This is a genomic window from Streptomyces sp. NPDC058796, assembly GCF_042745235.1.
GTDB lineage: Bacteria > Actinomycetota > Actinomycetes > Streptomycetales > Streptomycetaceae > Streptomyces.
Genome location: NZ_JBHYOP010000003.1, coordinates 523878 through 539922, shown reverse-complemented (window position 1 = coordinate 539922; position 16045 = coordinate 523878). Strand labels below are relative to the sequence as shown.

Below are 16045 nucleotides of genomic sequence, written 5' to 3'. Positions count from 1 at the left end.
GAATGGCCCGAACGGACTATGGGTAAGCGGCAGATCACCCGGGGGAGTGAGCTGGCGACATGCGTGATTATCCCGGCATACGGGTCATTCTTGTTGCGCCACAACGGACACCGATTGACACACAAGGCGGATTCGGACACGCATCCCCCACGCCGTGACGCACGCCGGTACACACCAACGCGCCCCCCAGCGGGGCCTCTCGGAAAAAATTCGAGCAGATCCGGAACGATTCGGGGTCGCCGGACGTATTGATACGTGGCCTCACTGCTGTGACAGTTGGGTGCAGCTTAGGCCAAGGCATATACGCGTGTCCGGCGAATGAGAACGTAGGCTGCCTCCATGCCAAAGAAGCGCTCGGGCGGTGGTCTGTCACCAACGCAGCAGGCCGCCAAGTTCCTCGGTGTCAGTGTGCTCGCGGGAGCAGTGCTGGCCGGCATCGCGTTGCCCGCCGTGGGCGCGCTGGGGCTGGCGGCCAAGGGGTCGGTGGAGAGCTTCGACGCTCTCCCGGCCAACCTGAAGACTCCCCCGCTCAGCCAGCGCACCTCGATCCTCGACGCCGAGGGCGGCACCATCGCCACGGTCTACTCGCGCGACCGCACGGTGGTCCCCCTCAAGGAGATCTCGCCGTACATGCAGAAGGCGATCGTCGCGATCGAGGACTCGCGCTTCTACGAGCACGGCGCGGTCGACCTGAAGGGCGTCCTGCGCGCGCTCAACAAGAACGCGCGCAGCGGCGAGGTCTCCGAGGGCGCGTCCACGCTCACCCAGCAGTACGTCAAGAACGTCTTCGTGGAGGAGGCCGGCGACGACCCGACGAAGGTCGCCCAGGCCACCCAGCAGACCATCGGCCGCAAGATCCGCGAGCTGAAGCTCGCCATCCAGGTCGAGGAGGAGCTGGGCAAGAAGAAGATCCTCGAGAACTACCTGAACATCACGTTCTTCGGCCAGCAGGCCTACGGCGTCGAGGCCGCCTCCCAGCGCTACTTCTCCAAGTCCGCCAAGGACCTCAACCTCCAGGAGGCCGCCCTCCTCGCCGGCATCGTCCAGTCGCCCAGCCGGTACGACCCGGTCAACGACGAGGCGGAGGCCACCAAGCGGCGCAACGTCGTACTGGAGCGCATGGCCCAGGTCGGCGACATCTCCCAGGCGGAGGCCGACAAGGCGCAGGAGGCACCGCTCGGGCTGAAGGTCAGCCGGCCGAAGAACGGCTGCATCACGGCCGTCAAGGGCGCGGGCTTCTTCTGCGACTACGTGCGCGAGGTGTTCCTGAGCGACCCGGTCTTCGGCAAGACCAAGGAGGACCGGGCCAAGATCTGGAACCAGGGCGGCCTGACGATCCGCACCACCCTCGACCCGCGGGCCCAGGAGTCGGTGCAGCAGTCGATCAAGGACCACGTCTACACGAGCGACGACGTGGCGACCGCGGCCACCATCGTCGAGCCCGGCACCGGCAAGATCGTGGCGATGGGCCAGTCGCGCCCGTACGGCGTCGACATCAAGAAGGGCGAGACGACCCTCAACCTGTCGGTCAACAACGACATGGGCGGCGGCGCCGGCTACCAGCCCGGTTCGACGTTCAAGCCGATCGTGGCCGCCGCCGCGCTCGAGGGCGGCACCCCGGCGACGCAGTCGTACTCGTCGCCGTACGAGATGGAGTACCCGAGCCCGGTCCCGGTCTGCGGCGGCAAGAACTGGGTGAACAGCAAGGGCTCGAAGCTCGCCAACGAGAACGAGACCGAGGTCGGCCCGTACGACATGAAGGAGGCGACCGCTCTCTCGGTCAACACCTACTACGTACAGCTGATCAGCGACATCGGCATCTGCCCGGTGACGCAGATGGCGGGCAAGATGGGCGTCGAGCGCGCCAACGGCAACAAGCTGGAGCAGACCCCGTCCATCGCCCTCGGCGTCACCGAGGTCTCCCCGCTGACCATGGCGAGCGCGTACGCGACCTTCGCCTCGCGCGGCATGCACTGCACGCCGGTCGCCATCGAATCGATCACCCAGCGGATCGGCAACAAGAGCAAGTCCCTCGAGGTCCCGAAGTCCACCTGCTCGCGGGCCATGTCGGAGACCACGGCCGACACCATCAACACCCTCCTGCAGGGCGTCGTCGAGGACGGTACGGGCACCCAGGCCGGCCTCGACAGCCGCGACAGCGCGGGCAAGACCGGTACGACCGACGAGCGCTTCGCGGCATGGTTCGTGGGCTACACGCCGAACCTGGCCGGCGCCGTGTGGGTCGGTGACCCGAAGCACGAGCGGAAGATGATCGACATCACCATCGGCGGTGTCCCGCACGCCAAGGTCTTCGGCGGCGCGGTCCCCGGACCCATCTGGCGGGACATGATGTCGGGCGCCCTGGAGGGCAAGCCCGCGGACGAGTTCAACATCGTCCACATCCCGGACGCGGCCGACAAGGAAAAGGACAAGGGCCGCGGGAACGACGACGGCGGCCGGGACGACGGAGGCAACGGCGACGACGACCCCGGTGCCGGCGACCCCGGCGGCGTCATCGGCGGCCTGGTCGACGGGGGCACGGGCAACGGCGGCAACGACGGCGGCTGGGGCAACTTCATCCAGGGCCAGGGCAACGGCGGCAACGGCATCGGCGGACGGCGCGACTGAGGTCGCCCCCGTACGCGAGAAGGCCGGTGGCCCCCATCTTTCGGTGGGGGCCACCGGCCTTCTCCTGGCGACGTGCGGCCAAGTGCGGCGATCAGCCCGCCAGCAGCTTCTTGACGGCGGCGGCGACCCGGCCGCCCTCGGCCTGCCCGGCCACCTTCGGGTTCACGATCTTCATGACGGCACCCATGGCCCGCGGTCCCTCGGCGCCCGCCGCCCTGGCCTCCTCGACGGCCTGCGCGACGATCGCGTTCAGCTCGTCGTCGGACAGCTGCTTGGGCAGGTAGGCGGCGAGCACCTCGCCCTCCGCCTTCTCCCGCTCGGCGCTCTCGGCGCGACCGCCCTGGGCGAAGGCCTCGGCGGCCTCACGGCGCTTCTTCGCCTCGCGGGTGATCACCTTCTGTACCTCGTCGTCGGAGAGCTCCCGCTTCTCCTTCCCCGCGACCTCCTCCTTGGTGATCGCGGCGAGCGTCAGCCGGAGCGTCGAGGAGCGGAGCTCGTCGCGCTCCTTGATCGCGGCGTTGAGGTCGTCCTGCAGCTTCGACTTGAGCGTGGTCATGGTGATGATTGTCGCAGGTACCGGGGAAAGGCCGCCTGCCGATTAAAGGGTGGCCCCGGCGGGCAGGCGCACGGTCGGCTCCCGCACCCGCTTCTGACACGATGGACACATGCGCGCGCGATACGGAGTACCCCTGGGAATCACGGCGGTTGGCGCCGCCGGTCTGGTCTACGCGGCGGGCTTCGAGGCCCGTTCCTTCCGCCTGCGACGGGTGACGATCCCCGTCCTGCCGTCCGGGATGCGCCCGCTGCGCGTGCTCCAGGTCTCCGACATCCACATGGTCGGCGGCCAGCGCAAGAAGCAGCGCTGGCTGCGCTCCCTGGCCGGCCTGCGCCCCGACTTCGTGATCAACACCGGCGACAACCTGTCCGACCCGGACGGCGTCCCGGAGGTCCTTGACGCCCTGGGCCCGCTGATGGAGTTCCCGGGCGCCTACGTCTTCGGCTCCAACGACTACTACGGCCCCAAGCTGCGCAATCCCGCCCGGTACCTGATCGAGAAGGTCCAGGGCCGCCACGGCCTGAACGGCAACGCGCCCGCCGTGGGAGCCGTCCACAACCCGTGGGAGGACCTGCGCGACGGTTTCGACGCCGCCGGCTGGCAGAACCTCACGAACACGCGCGGCACGCTCAAGGTCGAGGGCGTCTCCGTCGAGCTGACGGGACTGGACGACCCGCACATCAAGCGCGACCGGTACGCGGAGGTGGCCGGCGGCCCGTCCGGCACGGCCGACTTCTCGATGGGCGTCGTCCACGCCCCGTACCTGCGCGTCCTGGACTCCTACACGGCGGACGGCTACCCCCTGGTCCTGGCCGGCCACACCCACGGCGGCCAGCTCTGCGTCCCCTTCTACGGCGCCCTGGTCACCAACTGCGACCTGGACACGGACCGCGTGAAGGGCCTGTCCACCCACACGGCCGAGGGCCGCACCGCCTACCTCCACGTCTCGGCGGGCTGCGGCACCAACCGCTACACCCCGGTCCGCTTCGCCTGCCCGCCCGAGGCGACGCTGCTGACGCTGGTGGGGCGGGACTGACTCCGGGCGGGCCAGGGCGGGGGGGCAGGCAACGGGTACCGGGTAACGGCAACGGGTAACCCGCACGGCTCACCCACGTAGCCCGACATGTCTGGTCTGTCTAGCTTGAGCCCATGACAGCCCCGATACCCAGGGACATCCCGGACCTCCCCGCGATCCCGGGCCCGCCCACCCTGCTTCCCTCCCCCGTCCCGGCGACCGCCGTGATCACCCCGGTACGCCGCCCCCTGGTCGCCGCCTACCGGCTCCTCACGGCGCTGCTGGCCCTGACGGGCGTGACGCTCGAACTGGCGACGGGCGGCCCGGCCACGCGGACGGTCAGCCACTTCACGCTCCAGAGCAGCGTCCTGCTGACCCTGGTCATGCTCGCCTCCGCCCGCCGCGCCTGGTCCGCCCGCCGCCCCCTGCCGGGCGCCCTGACCGGCGCGGCCCTGCTCTACGTCGTCGCCGCCGGCCTCGTGCACCACCTGCTCCTGACCAACGCGTCGAGCCCCTTCGCGACCGAAGCGGTGGCCGCGGGGAACGGCTGGCAGGCAACCGCGACCCACATCCTCAACACGGCCGTCCCCGCCGCCGCGGCCCTGGACTGGCTCCTCCTCACCACCCCCGGCCGCCTCCACCTGCGCCAGGCCGCCGCGTGGCTCCTCTACCCCCTGGCCTACCTGACCTTCTCCCTGGCCCGCGGCGAGCTCCTCCTCCCCGGCACCGAGGACCGCTACCTCTACCCCTTCCTCGACGTCGACCAGCACGGCTACAAGGGCGTCCTCGGCAACGCCCTCCTGCTGGGCCTCTCCCTCTACGCCCTGGGCGTCCTCCTCGTGGCCCTGGACCACATCCGCCCGAACCCCCTGCGCCGCCGCTGGTAAACCGGATTTCGTCTCCGGCTCCGGGTGGGCTAAAGTAAACGACGTCGCCGCGAGAGCGGCGACGATCGGGGTGTGGCGCAGCTTGGTAGCGCGCTTCGTTCGGGACGAAGAGGTCGTGGGTTCAAATCCCGCCACCCCGACAGAGAAGTACCAGGTCAGGGGCCTGATCCGCAGCGCGGATCGGGCCCCTGAGTGGTTTCTGAGACATCTTGGGAGCCATTTGGGAGCCGAGTTCTGGAGACGGCTCCCGTGCTGCAACCTGCCACTGAGGTACCAGCCCGCACCAGCTCTCAATGTCGATCAAGGCACGAAGCGGGGACAAAGGGTGATCGTCCTGCGCATTGCATGCACTTCCCCGCAAGCCCCAGGGCGCATTTCGATCAAAATCCGACTAAGAAGCAACATGAGGCACTTCAACGGCACCTGAGATGCAAGGGTGTACTCGGATGTTGTGCGCCCATGTCGGGGCGTTCTTCCGACGATCCGTACGGGCTACCGAAGGATGCATCGGTACCTGAAGGATCGCGTTCCGCACTATGTGCCGAGTCGTTGCCGTACCGCCGAAGACTCACGCGCCGCGGGCTCGGTAGGCGGCTCGAAGGCGGTCGTATCCGCAGCTGCCCCAATCAAGGGGACCTGCAGGGTGTGACGGCGACTGACACCTCATAACGCAGGCTGTCTCGGCCCACCCGTCCACTAGGGCACCGATGGGGTGCCAGTGGCCCAGGCCGGCAGAGTCGGCCGCGAACAACGAGGTGCCGAATGGCTCGTTCCTCCTCCCCCGATGCTGCCCGCGCGTCGGGCGTGCACATCTCCATGAACAATGTCTACGACCGGCTCCGCAATCTGGAGCAGCAGGGCGTGGTGCACGAAACGGAGATCGCGGCACTCAAGGCCGCCAACGAGGAGCTTAAACAGCGGTTGCGCTCCGCGGAAGAACACCTTCGCTCCACCGAGAGGGAGCGCATGGTGGTGCGCATCTTTGTGGCGCTTCTCACTCTTGCTATCACGCTGATGCCGTTGATCACCGTCTGAGAGCTCCCGAACGCGAGGTGTCCCCCATGTCCGTGCCCACCACATCCGAGGCTCCCTACCCCCTTCCTTCGACGCCCGAGTGGCAGAAACGGTGGGTGGACGCCGTCCTGTCAACCGATGGGGTCAACGTCCCACGTGCCGCCCTGGAGAACATCGCCCCGTTCATCGTCCGTCCCAAGGAGATGGTGAGTGGACCTGGTGGAGACGGAATCCGGCGACTCAGGCAGGAGCGGTGCCGCTGGGTCAGCACTGATGCGGGGGACATGCTCATCGCCGTTGTCCGCATGCACGGCGTCGGCGGCGTGGTCTGGGAACACAACGAGAGGATCAGCTCGGCCTGGCACTCCGCCGCCGACCCGGCAGGCATCACAGGGCGCACTCTGCCTCGGGTGCGCCCCTGGGCACGGCTCACCGAGGACGGTGACGAGCGGATCTTCGCCGCACTAGAGAGCACCGTGCCAAACCGTGAGCAACTCGTCGCCAACACCGAGCTGGCCAGCAACATGCTAGAGATCCGCGACGGACTACGCTCGTACACCCTGTTGGAAGATCTGGCCCTTAACGGCCAGCAGGAACCTGGCATGTATGTGCCCCAGCACTACCGGCTCGAAGACCCACCGCCCGAGGAGGAGGGGGACAGCCCTGGCCTCCCAGCTGGATATTGGGGATGGATGGCGGTACGTGGGAACAATCGTAACAAGCGGCGTCAGGAGCTCTTCGAGATCACTTCGGCTGAGGTACTCACCGGAGTTCCGTTCAAGAAGCTAGGACAAGACCACCGGGATGGTATTGCAGTCAACCCCAATTACTGGCTGCGCGCCCTGTCAAGTCAGCTCAATAGGGAGTACGCCGAGGCCCGGAATGGCAAGAACCTGTTGGTCCGTGCACTCCGGGCCCGCCAAGTCGCAGAAGTAACCGCTCACCTGGTAATCGGCAGCCCGACACCGCACCGGCTGTTCAACATTACCCAGAGCAGCAACCGGCGCGACCATGTCCATCCACCGCTTGAGTTCGCCCCCAACGACCGGGCCCGCGCGCTGGGACGCAATGTCTTGAGTGCCTATGTAGCCGCAGGTGCACTCGACGAGAAAGTCGCGGACGTGCTCGCTGGCACAGCGCCTATCAACGAGTTGCCCGGTGTTCCCGAGGGCGCGAGCATCTCTACAATGCGGGACGCCCGCTCGATGCGGCTGCTCGCCGAGCTATTCCCAGCGGATGAGGCCAAACGCAAACTGGTCCGACGTGCGCTCAGCGAGGTCGCACCGTCTGATCTGAGGTTGGCTGACATCAACCGCCGCGCACGCGCCTGGTCAGCTTTGACCTCGCAGAGTTACCCGAATCCTTGGAACCCGCGGGTCGCTGAGGTCTTCCAACGTGATGCTCGTAATGGGTTCACATACTCTGGGCGCCTCCTGAATGAACTACTCGAAACGGCTGACGCCGATGACAATGCCTTTGAAGAGCTCATCGCGTTCCGAGCCCCGCACTGGCTAGCCGCCTTCGACCTCATCGATGCTGACCGCGGCTCCCTGTCAGGACAAAAGATCGACGACGATGACGGCGTCAAAGCCGATAGAGTGCGGCGCAGTGTCAAAAACAGCCTCAACGCTTTGCGGAAGAACCGGACCGTGGCCGTTGGATTGCTGCGGGAGCTCGCCGCCGCCATGGATGAGGGAGACCGCGAGCCCCGCCGCATTCTGGAGACAGGGAAGCCGGACGAAAAGGTAGCGAGCCGAGCCTGGTTCAATCGCGCCTTCCCGAAGGAGACCGGAAACCGAAGTTATCAGCGTGTGCGTCCAGAAGCAGTCCCTGAGGACGTCGAGGCGCAGCCTGTCGAAGAAACTCCAACCCAGACCGTAGATCGATTGGTCCAGAGCGTGGACGCCTGCATTCGCGATCTCACTGAGGGGGCGCGGAACCTCAGCTCTTCGCTAAGGCAGCTGGCGGAGAGCGCGCAGGAGGCTGGACTCGAGCACGCCCTCACGCAGCAACGGGCTGATGAGTTCACCCTCGCCATCACCAGGACGATGGGAAGGCTGCGAGCGGTCCCGGAAATGCTAGCGGGAATGAGCGACCCCGATTAGATCAAACTTGCAGCATTATTGAGTTGCTTGACGCGCTCGGAGCAGTCCATCAAGCATGCGAACCGGTGACGTAGGGCTCATCGATAGACGTGCGTCGAGCGCCATCTCCCACTGTTCGGTCAGCCCAAGCATGAGGCGTTTGCGCATGCCGGGCGTAACGTGGGCGTAGCGCGCCGAGACCGAGCCGTCGATGTGCCCCATGCGCTCGTCCATGAGGACCTTCTCCGTGCCGAGGTCCTCCATCACGGTCCGGTGGGTGTGGCGGAGGCCATGCGGCGTGAGGCCCCTGGCAATCGGGAGCCAGCAGGCGTCGGCGCGCGTACTGGCGCCACGTCCGCGTGCCGGGATGCCGGGCCACGGCTCGCCGAGCACCGGTACGGGCCGTGCCTCCTGCGGTGCCTTCTTCGGGTACCAGCCGGAGACAGCGGGGGTGAACAGCCATGTCGCAAAGCCGTTCCTGCGCCAGTGGGCCGCGTGCTCCGCCACCACGCCGCCTCGCACGAACCCGAGGTCCGCGACGGCCTTCTCGACCCGCACTCGCGTGGGTTCGGCAACTCGGTCCGGACGGTTCAGGACGTTGGACACCGTCCCTGTGGAAACACCGGCGAGGCGCGCGACGTCGACGAGCTTCGCACCCTGGTGGCCGCCCGTACGGGCCGGGCCCTGTCCCCGGAAGACGTAGGTCCTGCCGTGGCACGAGCAGGGCGTTGGCTTCGTACGGGCGACATGGTTGGCGACTAGGGCCGACAGCCAGTCCATGGAGTCGATGGTGCGATAGCTGTCGTCCTTCGGCGGGCAACGCACCAGTTCCCCTGAGTCGAGCTCGTACAGCTGCCACTCGACGCGGACGGCCCCGGGGCGCGCGTACGCGGTTTCCAGGCCCACGATTTCGCCCCAGCGCATGCCGGTGTATCCCTTGAGGACCACGGCCACGAACTCGTCGTCGCGGCCGGACAGCAGGGCGGCACGCTCGGCCGTCAGCAGGATGCCGAGCGGGTCGGTGACAACCTTCTCCGGGCCGCGGTCGCGGGAGCGGCCGGCGCGCTTGCCGCGCCCGCGGCGCCTGGCCGCCGGATTCGACGTGATCAGGCCCTCGTCGATCGCGTCCTCGAAAATCAGGTGGAGCGTCGAGCGCCAGGTCTTGACGCTGGAGGCCGCGTACAGGGCCTTCTCCTTCTTCTCCCACGCCTCGACGTCCCTGCGCAGGACGCCGGCGAGCGCCTTGTCACCGAACTCTGGGAGCAGGTGCTCCTCGATATGGCGCTTGTAGTTCTGCATGGTCGACGCGGCCAGGTCCTGGGCGTCGTACCAGCGGTTCGCGTACTCGCCGAACGTCTCCTGCCCGAGCGCCGGATCGTGCCAGTCGCCTCGCCGGTATTTGTTCTCGGCCTCACTCGCGGCGCGCTGGGCCTCGCCCTTGGCGGCGAACTTGATCGCCTTGCCGCTGTCATCGACGACCGTGAGGTGCTTGCCGGGTGCGATCTTGTACCGACCGCGCCAGTAGTTTCCGCGCTTCTCCGCGAAGCCCAAGTTCCGCTGCCCTCCTGTTGCTTCTGCTTGCTTCCGCTGCGGTACGGCTACGCAACGGCCCCGTACTGCTTCCGACGCGGCGGCCGGGCTTGCAGGCGAGTCGCCGGAGCGACCGGCGGGCGGCGCGACTGCACGGAGCCCTGCGAAGCAGGCGCGGGGGGCGGAGCAGCCGCTCCATCGACTGGCTGCGCGGGGCGGGCCGGCCGCTCCTCGTACAGGCGGACGATCTCCGCGAGATGGCCGGCGGTGAAGCGGTAGGCGCGGCCGACACGGGTGTGCGGAATGAGACTTCGCCGGGCCCGGTCCTTGACCCACCATGCTGAGCAGCCGAGCGCGTCGGCGATCTCCTCAGGGCGGTAGAGACGGGGCAGAGGGGTTTCGGCCGAATCGTGCGGAAGAGGCGCGCTCACGGACGAGGGCGAGTACCGGTGCAAGGGTTGGTGGCTCCTAGTCGCAGAGCGGCAGTGAAGCGGTGGGGGAGCTGGTCGACCGGATCAGACGGCGCCAGGCCCCTGGAGGATGGCCAAGGGCGAAACGTGCAGGGCCTCGGCGATGACGACGAGGTCGTCGACGACGCAACGCCGCTGAACGCGTTCGATTCGGGACAGCATCGTGTTGGACATCGGATGCCCAAGGGCAGTCACGCGGTCAGCCAACTGATGCTGGGCGAGACCGCGTTCGGTGCGGAGGATTTCGATAGTGCGGGCGGCCCTTATTCCTGCCGGACCTATTTTCAGAGAACGTGCTGCCATGGCTCCAAGTTGTAGCTTGCATTCGCCGGTTTGGTGAACCGGCGATCGTCGGCTATGTTGCGCCCGCTCCGACGGCGAGCAGGGCACTACTCCTATCCTTCACGTCCAGGGCGCGGCCTCAGCTCATGTACCTAGATGTGCTTCTGACGTGGGGTGTTGTGTTGTAGCTTCCCCCTCGGAAGCACGTCAACGGCTTCTCGATGTGATGCTTCCGGCTCGTCCGGAAGAGCAACTATTTGGCCAACCGACGATCGTGGCCTAGCGTTTTAGTGCCGCTCGTCATCCAGCCTGATTCCCTCGTCCTTTCTGCCGTCAGAAATTGCGCCGGATCGGGCTGGACTTGCGTGGCCTGGGTGTGGCTATGTTGACGACACCCCCGGAAAACGCAGTCGGCTCTTGGCGCGCCCCGCGCCAACTGCCCGACCCCGCCGTTCGAATCCCGCCCCGACCGACGGTGAGCCGTGGGGTCCGCCCACAAGCCACCGAGTGAGGACCGCCCCTCTTGGCACGAATCCGCACCATCAAGCCCGAAGCCTTCGTCTCCGAGTCCCTGGCCGCCGTCACCCTGCCCGCCGAGCGCACCTTCTTCGGTCTGCTCACCCAGGCCGACGACCAGGGCCGCCACCGCGACCACGCCGCGATCATCGCCGGACAGCTGTGGGTCCTGCGCCCGGAGCACACGCCCGCCGACGTCGAGAAGGACCTCGCCCAGCTCGCCGACGCCGGCCTGATCTGCCGCTACAAGGGCCCGGACGACAAGCGCTACCTGCACATCGTCACCTGGCGGCAGCATCAGAAGATCAACCGGCCCAGCGTGAGCCGCCTCCCCGCCTGCCCGCACCACGACACACCGGCCGGCACGACGCCAGGAGTCGCCGCGCCGGCTGCGGGGGCCGGCATCACGGAGCCCGCACCGCAGCCTCACGGAACCCTCCGTGAAGGCTCTGGGCAGGTGCGCGAGTCTGCGGTGGATCCCGCCGCCGATGGCGAAAGTGCAGGTCAGGGCGATTTCACGGAGCCCTCCGTGAGGGAGCAGAGAGGGCCCGGTGCGGGAGCGGTGACGCCTCACGGTCTGGATCTAGGACCTAGGATCATGGATCTAGGAGATACCCCTTCGGGGGGCGCGAGCGCCCCCGCATCCGCCACCGTCTCGACCCAGCAGCTCATCGCCGAGTACGCCGCCGCCTGCGCCCACCGTCCGCCCAAGGACGTCCTGGGCCATCTCGGCCGGGAGGCGCGCAAGCTGCTCGACGAGGGCATCGCTCCCGCCCACATCCGGGCCGGACTCGAACGGCACCGCGCCAAGGGCCTGCACCCCAGCACCCTGCCCAGCCTCGTGCACGAGGCCATGAACACGACCCCCGCCGCGCCGGTTGTCTACAGGGCGTGGACAAACCCCACCGACGTCGAAGCCGCCTTCGGAGGTGAACTCTGACCGCCACCCTCACCCGAGAGCCCCACCGGGTCGGCCCGCTCGCCGACCGGCTCAACGGCATCCTCGCCAGCCGCGGCATCGACCCCTCCACCGCAACCGCCGAGGAGGCGCACGCCGAGCCCGTCACCGCGCTGGAGCTCGCCGACGCCCGGATCCCCGCCCGCTACCGCCGCACCCTGGCCGACCACCCGCAGGTCACCGCCTGGGCCGACGAGATCACCCGCGTCGGCCGCCCCGGCCCCGGCGGACCCGGCATCGCCAAAGGCCCGTCGCTGCTGATCGCCGGCCCCACCGGCACCGGCAAGACCCACCAGGCATACGGCGCCGTCCGCGGCCTCCTCGCCCGCGGCGTCCGCTTGCGCTGGGAGGCGACCACCACCGCCGACCTCCACGCCCGCCTGCGCCCCCGCGCCGGCCACGACACCGAACGCGATCTGCAAAGCCTGGCCCGGAGTCCGCTGCTGCTCCTGGACGACCTCGGCGCGGCCAAGACCAGCGAGTGGACCGAGGAGCTGACCTACCGGCTGATCAACCACCGGTACGAGCACCTTCTCCCCACCCTCATCACCACCAACCTCCCCACCGCCGAGCTGCGCACCGCCCTCGGCGACCGCGTCGCCTCCCGCCTCGCCGAGATGACCGAACGCGTCATCCTCACCGGCCCCGACCGACGCCGCCACCCGGCCTGACCTTCCACGAGGTCCGGCCGCCGCACGGCCAGACCCGCAGTGCGCAGCCGTCCGGAAACGGGGACCGGCCTCGTCACCATCGGGGACCGAGCCAGGGGACCGGGGACCGGTCCCCAACAGCATGGGGACCACCCGGGACCGACACAGCGACCACGCGGGGACCGGACGTCCCAGCCGGGGACCGGTTCCCACCAAACAGCGAACGGTCCCCGTTCGATCCGGGGACCGGTCCCCAACGGACCTATCGGATACGGGAACCGGTCCCCTGCAAAGCAGCAGGTCACCGCCCTACAAGGCCGCGGAAAGCGGTCCTGCGATGCGGCCGTAAGTCGATTACCGGGGACCGGGGCCACGTGCCCCCGCCTTTTCCAGGACCGGCAAACCGGCGATCGACAGCACGCGGTCCCCGAACGTGATGAGCCACAGGAACCGGGGACCGGTCCCCGCCCTGAGCCCGATCCGGCGCACGGGACCACCCCGCACCGTCCCGCACCCCAGTCTTCCCTCCATGCGAGTCCCGCCGACCGCAGCACGAGACACGGCCCAAACCACCCGCCCAGAGAGAGTCCATGCACCAGGCACAGCACGAAACCGCCGACGACACGCGCCCGAAGACCACCGCCCTGGCCCCAGGCGGAGCAAGTTGGAGGTCCGGACACTCCCCCGCAGGGGGTGCGCCCGAACCCGACCCCGCCCCGGGGGTGGCGGGGCCCGTCCGGCACCAGGGGGCGCCGGGCGGGAAGGCTGCGGCCGAGGGCGGACCGCAGCCGGGCAGGGCCCGTCCGAAGGGCAAGGCCAGGAAGGGGAAGTCGCGTCCGCGCGACAAGAAGCAGCGCCCCGCCCACAGCGTCCGCCTCAACGAGCACGAACTCGCCATCATCCGATCCGGCGCCGAGCACGTCGGCATGAGCGTGGCCGGGTTCCTGGCCTACTCCGCCCTGGCCGCCGCCCGCGACCAGTCCCGCACCGCGGCCGCCATCGCCACCGAGCGCGATGTCCTGACCGCGCTGTTCGGCGTACGCCGCCAGCTCGGCTGGGCCGGCAGCAACGTCAACCAGATCGCCAAGGCCCTCAACTCCGGAGCCGACGCGCCGCACTTCGCCGCCACTCTCGACGGTCTGCGACGCGCCGCGCAGGCCGTCCAGCGGGCGGCCGACAGGATCACCAGCCGGCGGGAGGACGAGGCGGCTTGATCCCCCGGATCCACCAGCAGGGCAGCAACACCCTCGGCCTCCTGCACTACCTGTACGGCAAGGGCACCCACGAGGAGCACGTCGACCCGCACCTGGTCGCCTCCTTCGACAACATGGCCCCCGACCCCGGCCGCGACTCCTCGGTGACGAAGAAGAACCTGCAGCACCTCCTCGACCAGCCCCTGTCCCTCCTCGGCTCCGGGCAGCGCCCGGACAAGCATGTCTGGCACTGTTCCGTGCGCGCCGCCCCCGACGACCCGGTCCTGTCCGACGAGCAGTGGGCCGAGATCGCCCGCCGCATGGTCGCCGCCACCGGCATCGACCCCGGCGACGGGGCCGGCTGCCGCTGGGCCGCCGTCCGGCACGCCGACGACCACATCCACATCATCGCCACCCTCGTCCGGGAGGACGGCCGCCGCCCCGACCACCACCGCTCCGGCAAGCGCGCCCAGGCCGAGTGCCGCTTGATCGAAAAGGAACTCGGTCTGCATCAGGTCGCCCCTGGGGACGGCACCGCCGCCAAGCGGGCCACCAGTGCGGAGCGCCACAAGGCCGAGCGCCAGGGTCGCGAGCGCACGGCGCGCGAGGAACTGCGCGAGTCCGTACGTCGTGCGGTGGCCGGCGCGACCGGCGAGGAGGAGTTCTTCGACCGGCTGGCCGCCGCCGGTGTGCTGATCCGGCAGCGCGTCGCGCCCTCCGGTGACCTGCTCGGCTACAAGGTCGCCCTCCCCGAGGATCGCAACAAGGACAGTGAGCCGGTCTTCTACGCCGGTTCCACACTCGCACCCGACCTGTCCCTGCCCCGCATCCGCGAACGCTGGGCCCTTCCCGCGGAGGCTGTCGCCTTGGCAGACAGCTCTGGGCCGGAGGAGCCCGCCCTGCCGTCGGTGACAGGTCCCGCGTTCGCGCGGCGCAGGGCTACCGCCGCCGCGTGGCAGACCCTGCTGCTCATCGATCATGGCGATGACGGCACAGCGGCAGCCCAGATCGCGGCCGCAGGGGAGATCCTGGACGCGCTCGCCAAGACCTCCGCCGCCCACACCCGCGCTGAACTCCGTGAGGCGGCCTTCGCGTTCGAGCGGGCCAGTCGCTCCCACATTAGGGCCGTACGGGGGCACGATCGCGCTCTGCGCCAGGCCGCCCGCGATCTCGTTCACAGCGGGCCCGCCCTCGGTCGCGGCGAAGACGGCGCCACGACCGCCATGCTCATCGACATGGCCTTCTTCCTCGCCAGCGCAGCGGCGAACTGGCACGCCAAGAAACACCACAGCCAGCAAGCCGCCGCCGCTCAGCAAGCTGCCGAACACCTTCGCGCCGCCTACCAGGCCGCTGCGGCCGAGTCCATGACCGTCCTCCGCCAGCGCGGCCATCGTCTGCCCCCGCGTCTTCGGCAGCGGCAGGCCGACCTTCTCCAGCAGGTGCTGCCGGAGCTGGCCGAACAGGTCCTGGCCGAGGGCGGCTGGCCTGCCCTGGCCGCCACCCTCGACGACGCCCGGAGAGCCGGCCACGACCCGGCCGCCCTGCTGAGCGAAGCCGCCCGACGGCGCGAGCTCGACAGCGCCAGCTCCATCAGCGACGTCCTCGTGTGGCGTCTGCGTCGCAGTGCCCACCTGCCCGCACTACCCGAAAGCCCCCACGACGCACTCGCCCGACGCAACCGGCGCACACCGTCCCCAGCCCCCACCACACCAGCGGTGGCCAGTGCGGTGAACGACTCCAGCCGCTGGCGCTGACCGGCGGAAAAGAGCGAAACGTAGACGACGGTCGCCGGTTGAGCAAACCGGCGGCCCTCCGGACCATTGATGCCTGCACCCACCCGACTCCCGTACAGGAGCACCCGTATGCCCGAAACCGACATCCGACCCGGTCGGGGGCGCTCGCGGCCACAGACCATGCATTGGTCGTCCTACAGGTAGTCGAGCGGTTCGGCGGCGTAAGTGCCGTCGCCGAACGGAGCATCGGTCAGCTCGAAGCGCTGCGGGTGCCCTCCGTCCAAGCGGTGGGTGATGACGGTGCCGGTGGGCCAGGTCGTCTCGTACTGCTCCGGGCTGCCGTGAGCACCGGCGGTGCGCAGCAGGGTGTAACGGCGGAGCGTGCGGGCTCCTCCTACCGAGATGCTGTTTTTGCTCTCTCCGGATTCTCGGACGCGCATCCGCTGCCACGTGGCGGTGACACCCGCGAGTACTCCGGCGCCGACGAGTGAGCTGACCAGACCGGGCACATCGATGAACTGCGACATGG

General features: G+C 68.9%; 14 protein-coding genes and 1 tRNA gene. 10 read left to right on the top strand and 5 right to left on the bottom strand.

Features of this window, described 5'->3' with window-relative positions; translation table 11 throughout:
• The first annotated feature begins 339 nt into the window (after positions 1–339).
• On the top strand, positions 340–2628 hold the full coding sequence (locus ACFW47_RS11190; protein ID WP_386305587.1) for a transglycosylase domain-containing protein: 2289 nt from the start codon (positions 340–342) through the stop codon (positions 2626–2628).
• Between the two features lie 91 nt (positions 2629–2719).
• Here ACFW47_RS11190 and ACFW47_RS11185 read toward each other — a convergent pair whose 3' ends face one another.
• Positions 2720–3184 (bottom strand): GatB/YqeY domain-containing protein, encoded by a 465-nt coding sequence (locus tag ACFW47_RS11185; RefSeq protein ID WP_386279613.1) that lies wholly within the window; start codon positions 3182–3184, stop codon positions 2720–2722.
• A gap of 109 nt (positions 3185–3293) precedes the next feature.
• Here ACFW47_RS11185 and ACFW47_RS11180 point away from each other — a divergent pair, with 109 nt between their 5' ends.
• The 5 genes from ACFW47_RS11180 to ACFW47_RS11160 all read left to right on the top strand — a co-directional run bounded on the left by ACFW47_RS11180 (position 3294) and on the right by ACFW47_RS11160 (position 8205).
• The gene (locus tag ACFW47_RS11180; protein ID WP_386279615.1) at positions 3294–4220 is read left to right on the top strand and encodes a metallophosphoesterase; all 927 of its coding nucleotides are present in this window, start codon (positions 3294–3296) and stop codon (positions 4218–4220) included.
• A 113-nt stretch (positions 4221–4333) separates the two neighbouring features.
• On the top strand, positions 4334–5086 hold the full coding sequence (locus ACFW47_RS11175) for a Pr6Pr family membrane protein (protein ID WP_386305585.1): 753 nt from the start codon (positions 4334–4336) through the stop codon (positions 5084–5086).
• 66 nt (positions 5087–5152) lie between these two features.
• Positions 5153–5226, top strand: a tRNA-Pro gene (locus tag ACFW47_RS11170).
• A 622-nt stretch (positions 5227–5848) separates the two neighbouring features.
• On the top strand, positions 5849–6121 hold the full coding sequence (locus tag ACFW47_RS11165) for a hypothetical protein (protein ID WP_386305584.1): 273 nt from the start codon (positions 5849–5851) through the stop codon (positions 6119–6121).
• A 26-nt stretch (positions 6122–6147) separates the two neighbouring features.
• Positions 6148–8205: a hypothetical protein gene (locus ACFW47_RS11160; protein WP_386305583.1), complete on the top strand. Its 2058-nt coding sequence runs from the start codon at positions 6148–6150 to the stop codon at positions 8203–8205.
• A 15-nt stretch (positions 8206–8220) separates the two neighbouring features.
• Here the strand turns inward: ACFW47_RS11160 and ACFW47_RS11155 are convergent, their stop codons facing one another.
• The 3 genes from ACFW47_RS11155 to ACFW47_RS11145 all read right to left on the bottom strand — a co-directional run bounded on the left by ACFW47_RS11155 (position 8221) and on the right by ACFW47_RS11145 (position 10487).
• Positions 8221–9735, bottom strand: coding sequence for a tyrosine-type recombinase/integrase (locus ACFW47_RS11155; protein WP_386305581.1), 1515 nt, complete (start codon positions 9733–9735; stop codon positions 8221–8223).
• Between the two features lie 47 nt (positions 9736–9782).
• On the bottom strand, positions 9783–10145 hold the full coding sequence (locus ACFW47_RS11150) for a DNA-binding protein (RefSeq protein ID WP_386305579.1): 363 nt from the start codon (positions 10143–10145) through the stop codon (positions 9783–9785).
• A gap of 84 nt (positions 10146–10229) precedes the next feature.
• Positions 10230–10487 (bottom strand): helix-turn-helix domain-containing protein, encoded by a 258-nt coding sequence (locus tag ACFW47_RS11145; RefSeq protein ID WP_386305577.1) that lies wholly within the window; start codon positions 10485–10487, stop codon positions 10230–10232.
• 502 nt (positions 10488–10989) lie between these two features.
• Between ACFW47_RS11145 and ACFW47_RS11140 the strand changes: the two genes are divergently transcribed.
• The 4 genes from ACFW47_RS11140 to ACFW47_RS11125 all read left to right on the top strand — a co-directional run bounded on the left by ACFW47_RS11140 (position 10990) and on the right by ACFW47_RS11125 (position 15537).
• Positions 10990–11922 carry a hypothetical protein gene (locus ACFW47_RS11140; RefSeq protein WP_386305575.1) on the top strand — a complete coding sequence of 311 codons (933 nt, stop codon included), beginning with the start codon at positions 10990–10992 and terminating at the stop codon, positions 11920–11922.
• A complete protein-coding gene (locus ACFW47_RS11135) occupies positions 11919–12611 on the top strand; it encodes an ATP-binding protein (RefSeq protein ID WP_386305670.1) in 693 nt (230 codons plus the stop codon). The genes ACFW47_RS11140 and ACFW47_RS11135 overlap by 4 nt, the downstream gene beginning before the upstream one ends.
• Positions 12612–13312: 701 nt before the next feature.
• Positions 13313–13804, top strand: coding sequence for a mobilization protein (locus ACFW47_RS11130; protein WP_386305574.1), 492 nt, complete (start codon positions 13313–13315; stop codon positions 13802–13804).
• A complete protein-coding gene (locus tag ACFW47_RS11125; RefSeq protein ID WP_386305572.1) occupies positions 13801–15537 on the top strand; it encodes a relaxase/mobilization nuclease domain-containing protein in 1737 nt (578 codons plus the stop codon). Before ACFW47_RS11130 ends, ACFW47_RS11125 begins: the two co-directional genes overlap by 4 nt.
• Positions 15538–15710: 173 nt before the next feature.
• On the opposite strand, the gene ACFW47_RS11120 is transcribed toward ACFW47_RS11125, so the two are convergent.
• Entirely contained in the window at positions 15711–16043 is a 333-nt protein-coding gene (locus ACFW47_RS11120; RefSeq protein WP_386305570.1) for a hypothetical protein, read from the bottom strand.
• Between the last annotated feature and the right edge of the window lie 2 nt (positions 16044–16045).

What these genes read in the sequence shown, in the direction of transcription:
- ACFW47_RS11185 (WP_386279613.1), bottom strand. Translation starts at nt 3,184, where the DNA reads ATGACCACGCTCAAGTCGAAGCTGCAGGACGACCTCAACGCCGCGATC.
- ACFW47_RS11190 (WP_386305587.1), top strand. Translation starts at nt 340, where the DNA reads ATGCCAAAGAAGCGCTCGGGCGGTGGTCTGTCACCAACGCAGCAGGCC.
- ACFW47_RS11165 (WP_386305584.1), top strand. Translation starts at nt 5,849, where the DNA reads ATGGCTCGTTCCTCCTCCCCCGATGCTGCCCGCGCGTCGGGCGTGCAC.
- ACFW47_RS11180 (WP_386279615.1), top strand. Translation starts at nt 3,294, where the DNA reads ATGCGCGCGCGATACGGAGTACCCCTGGGAATCACGGCGGTTGGCGCC.
- ACFW47_RS11145 (WP_386305577.1), bottom strand. Translation starts at nt 10,487, where the DNA reads ATGGCAGCACGTTCTCTGAAAATAGGTCCGGCAGGAATAAGGGCCGCC.
- ACFW47_RS11175 (WP_386305585.1), top strand. Translation starts at nt 4,334, where the DNA reads ATGACAGCCCCGATACCCAGGGACATCCCGGACCTCCCCGCGATCCCG.
- ACFW47_RS11160 (WP_386305583.1), top strand. Translation starts at nt 6,148, where the DNA reads ATGTCCGTGCCCACCACATCCGAGGCTCCCTACCCCCTTCCTTCGACG.
- ACFW47_RS11120 (WP_386305570.1), bottom strand. Translation starts at nt 16,043, where the DNA reads ATGTCGCAGTTCATCGATGTGCCCGGTCTGGTCAGCTCACTCGTCGGC.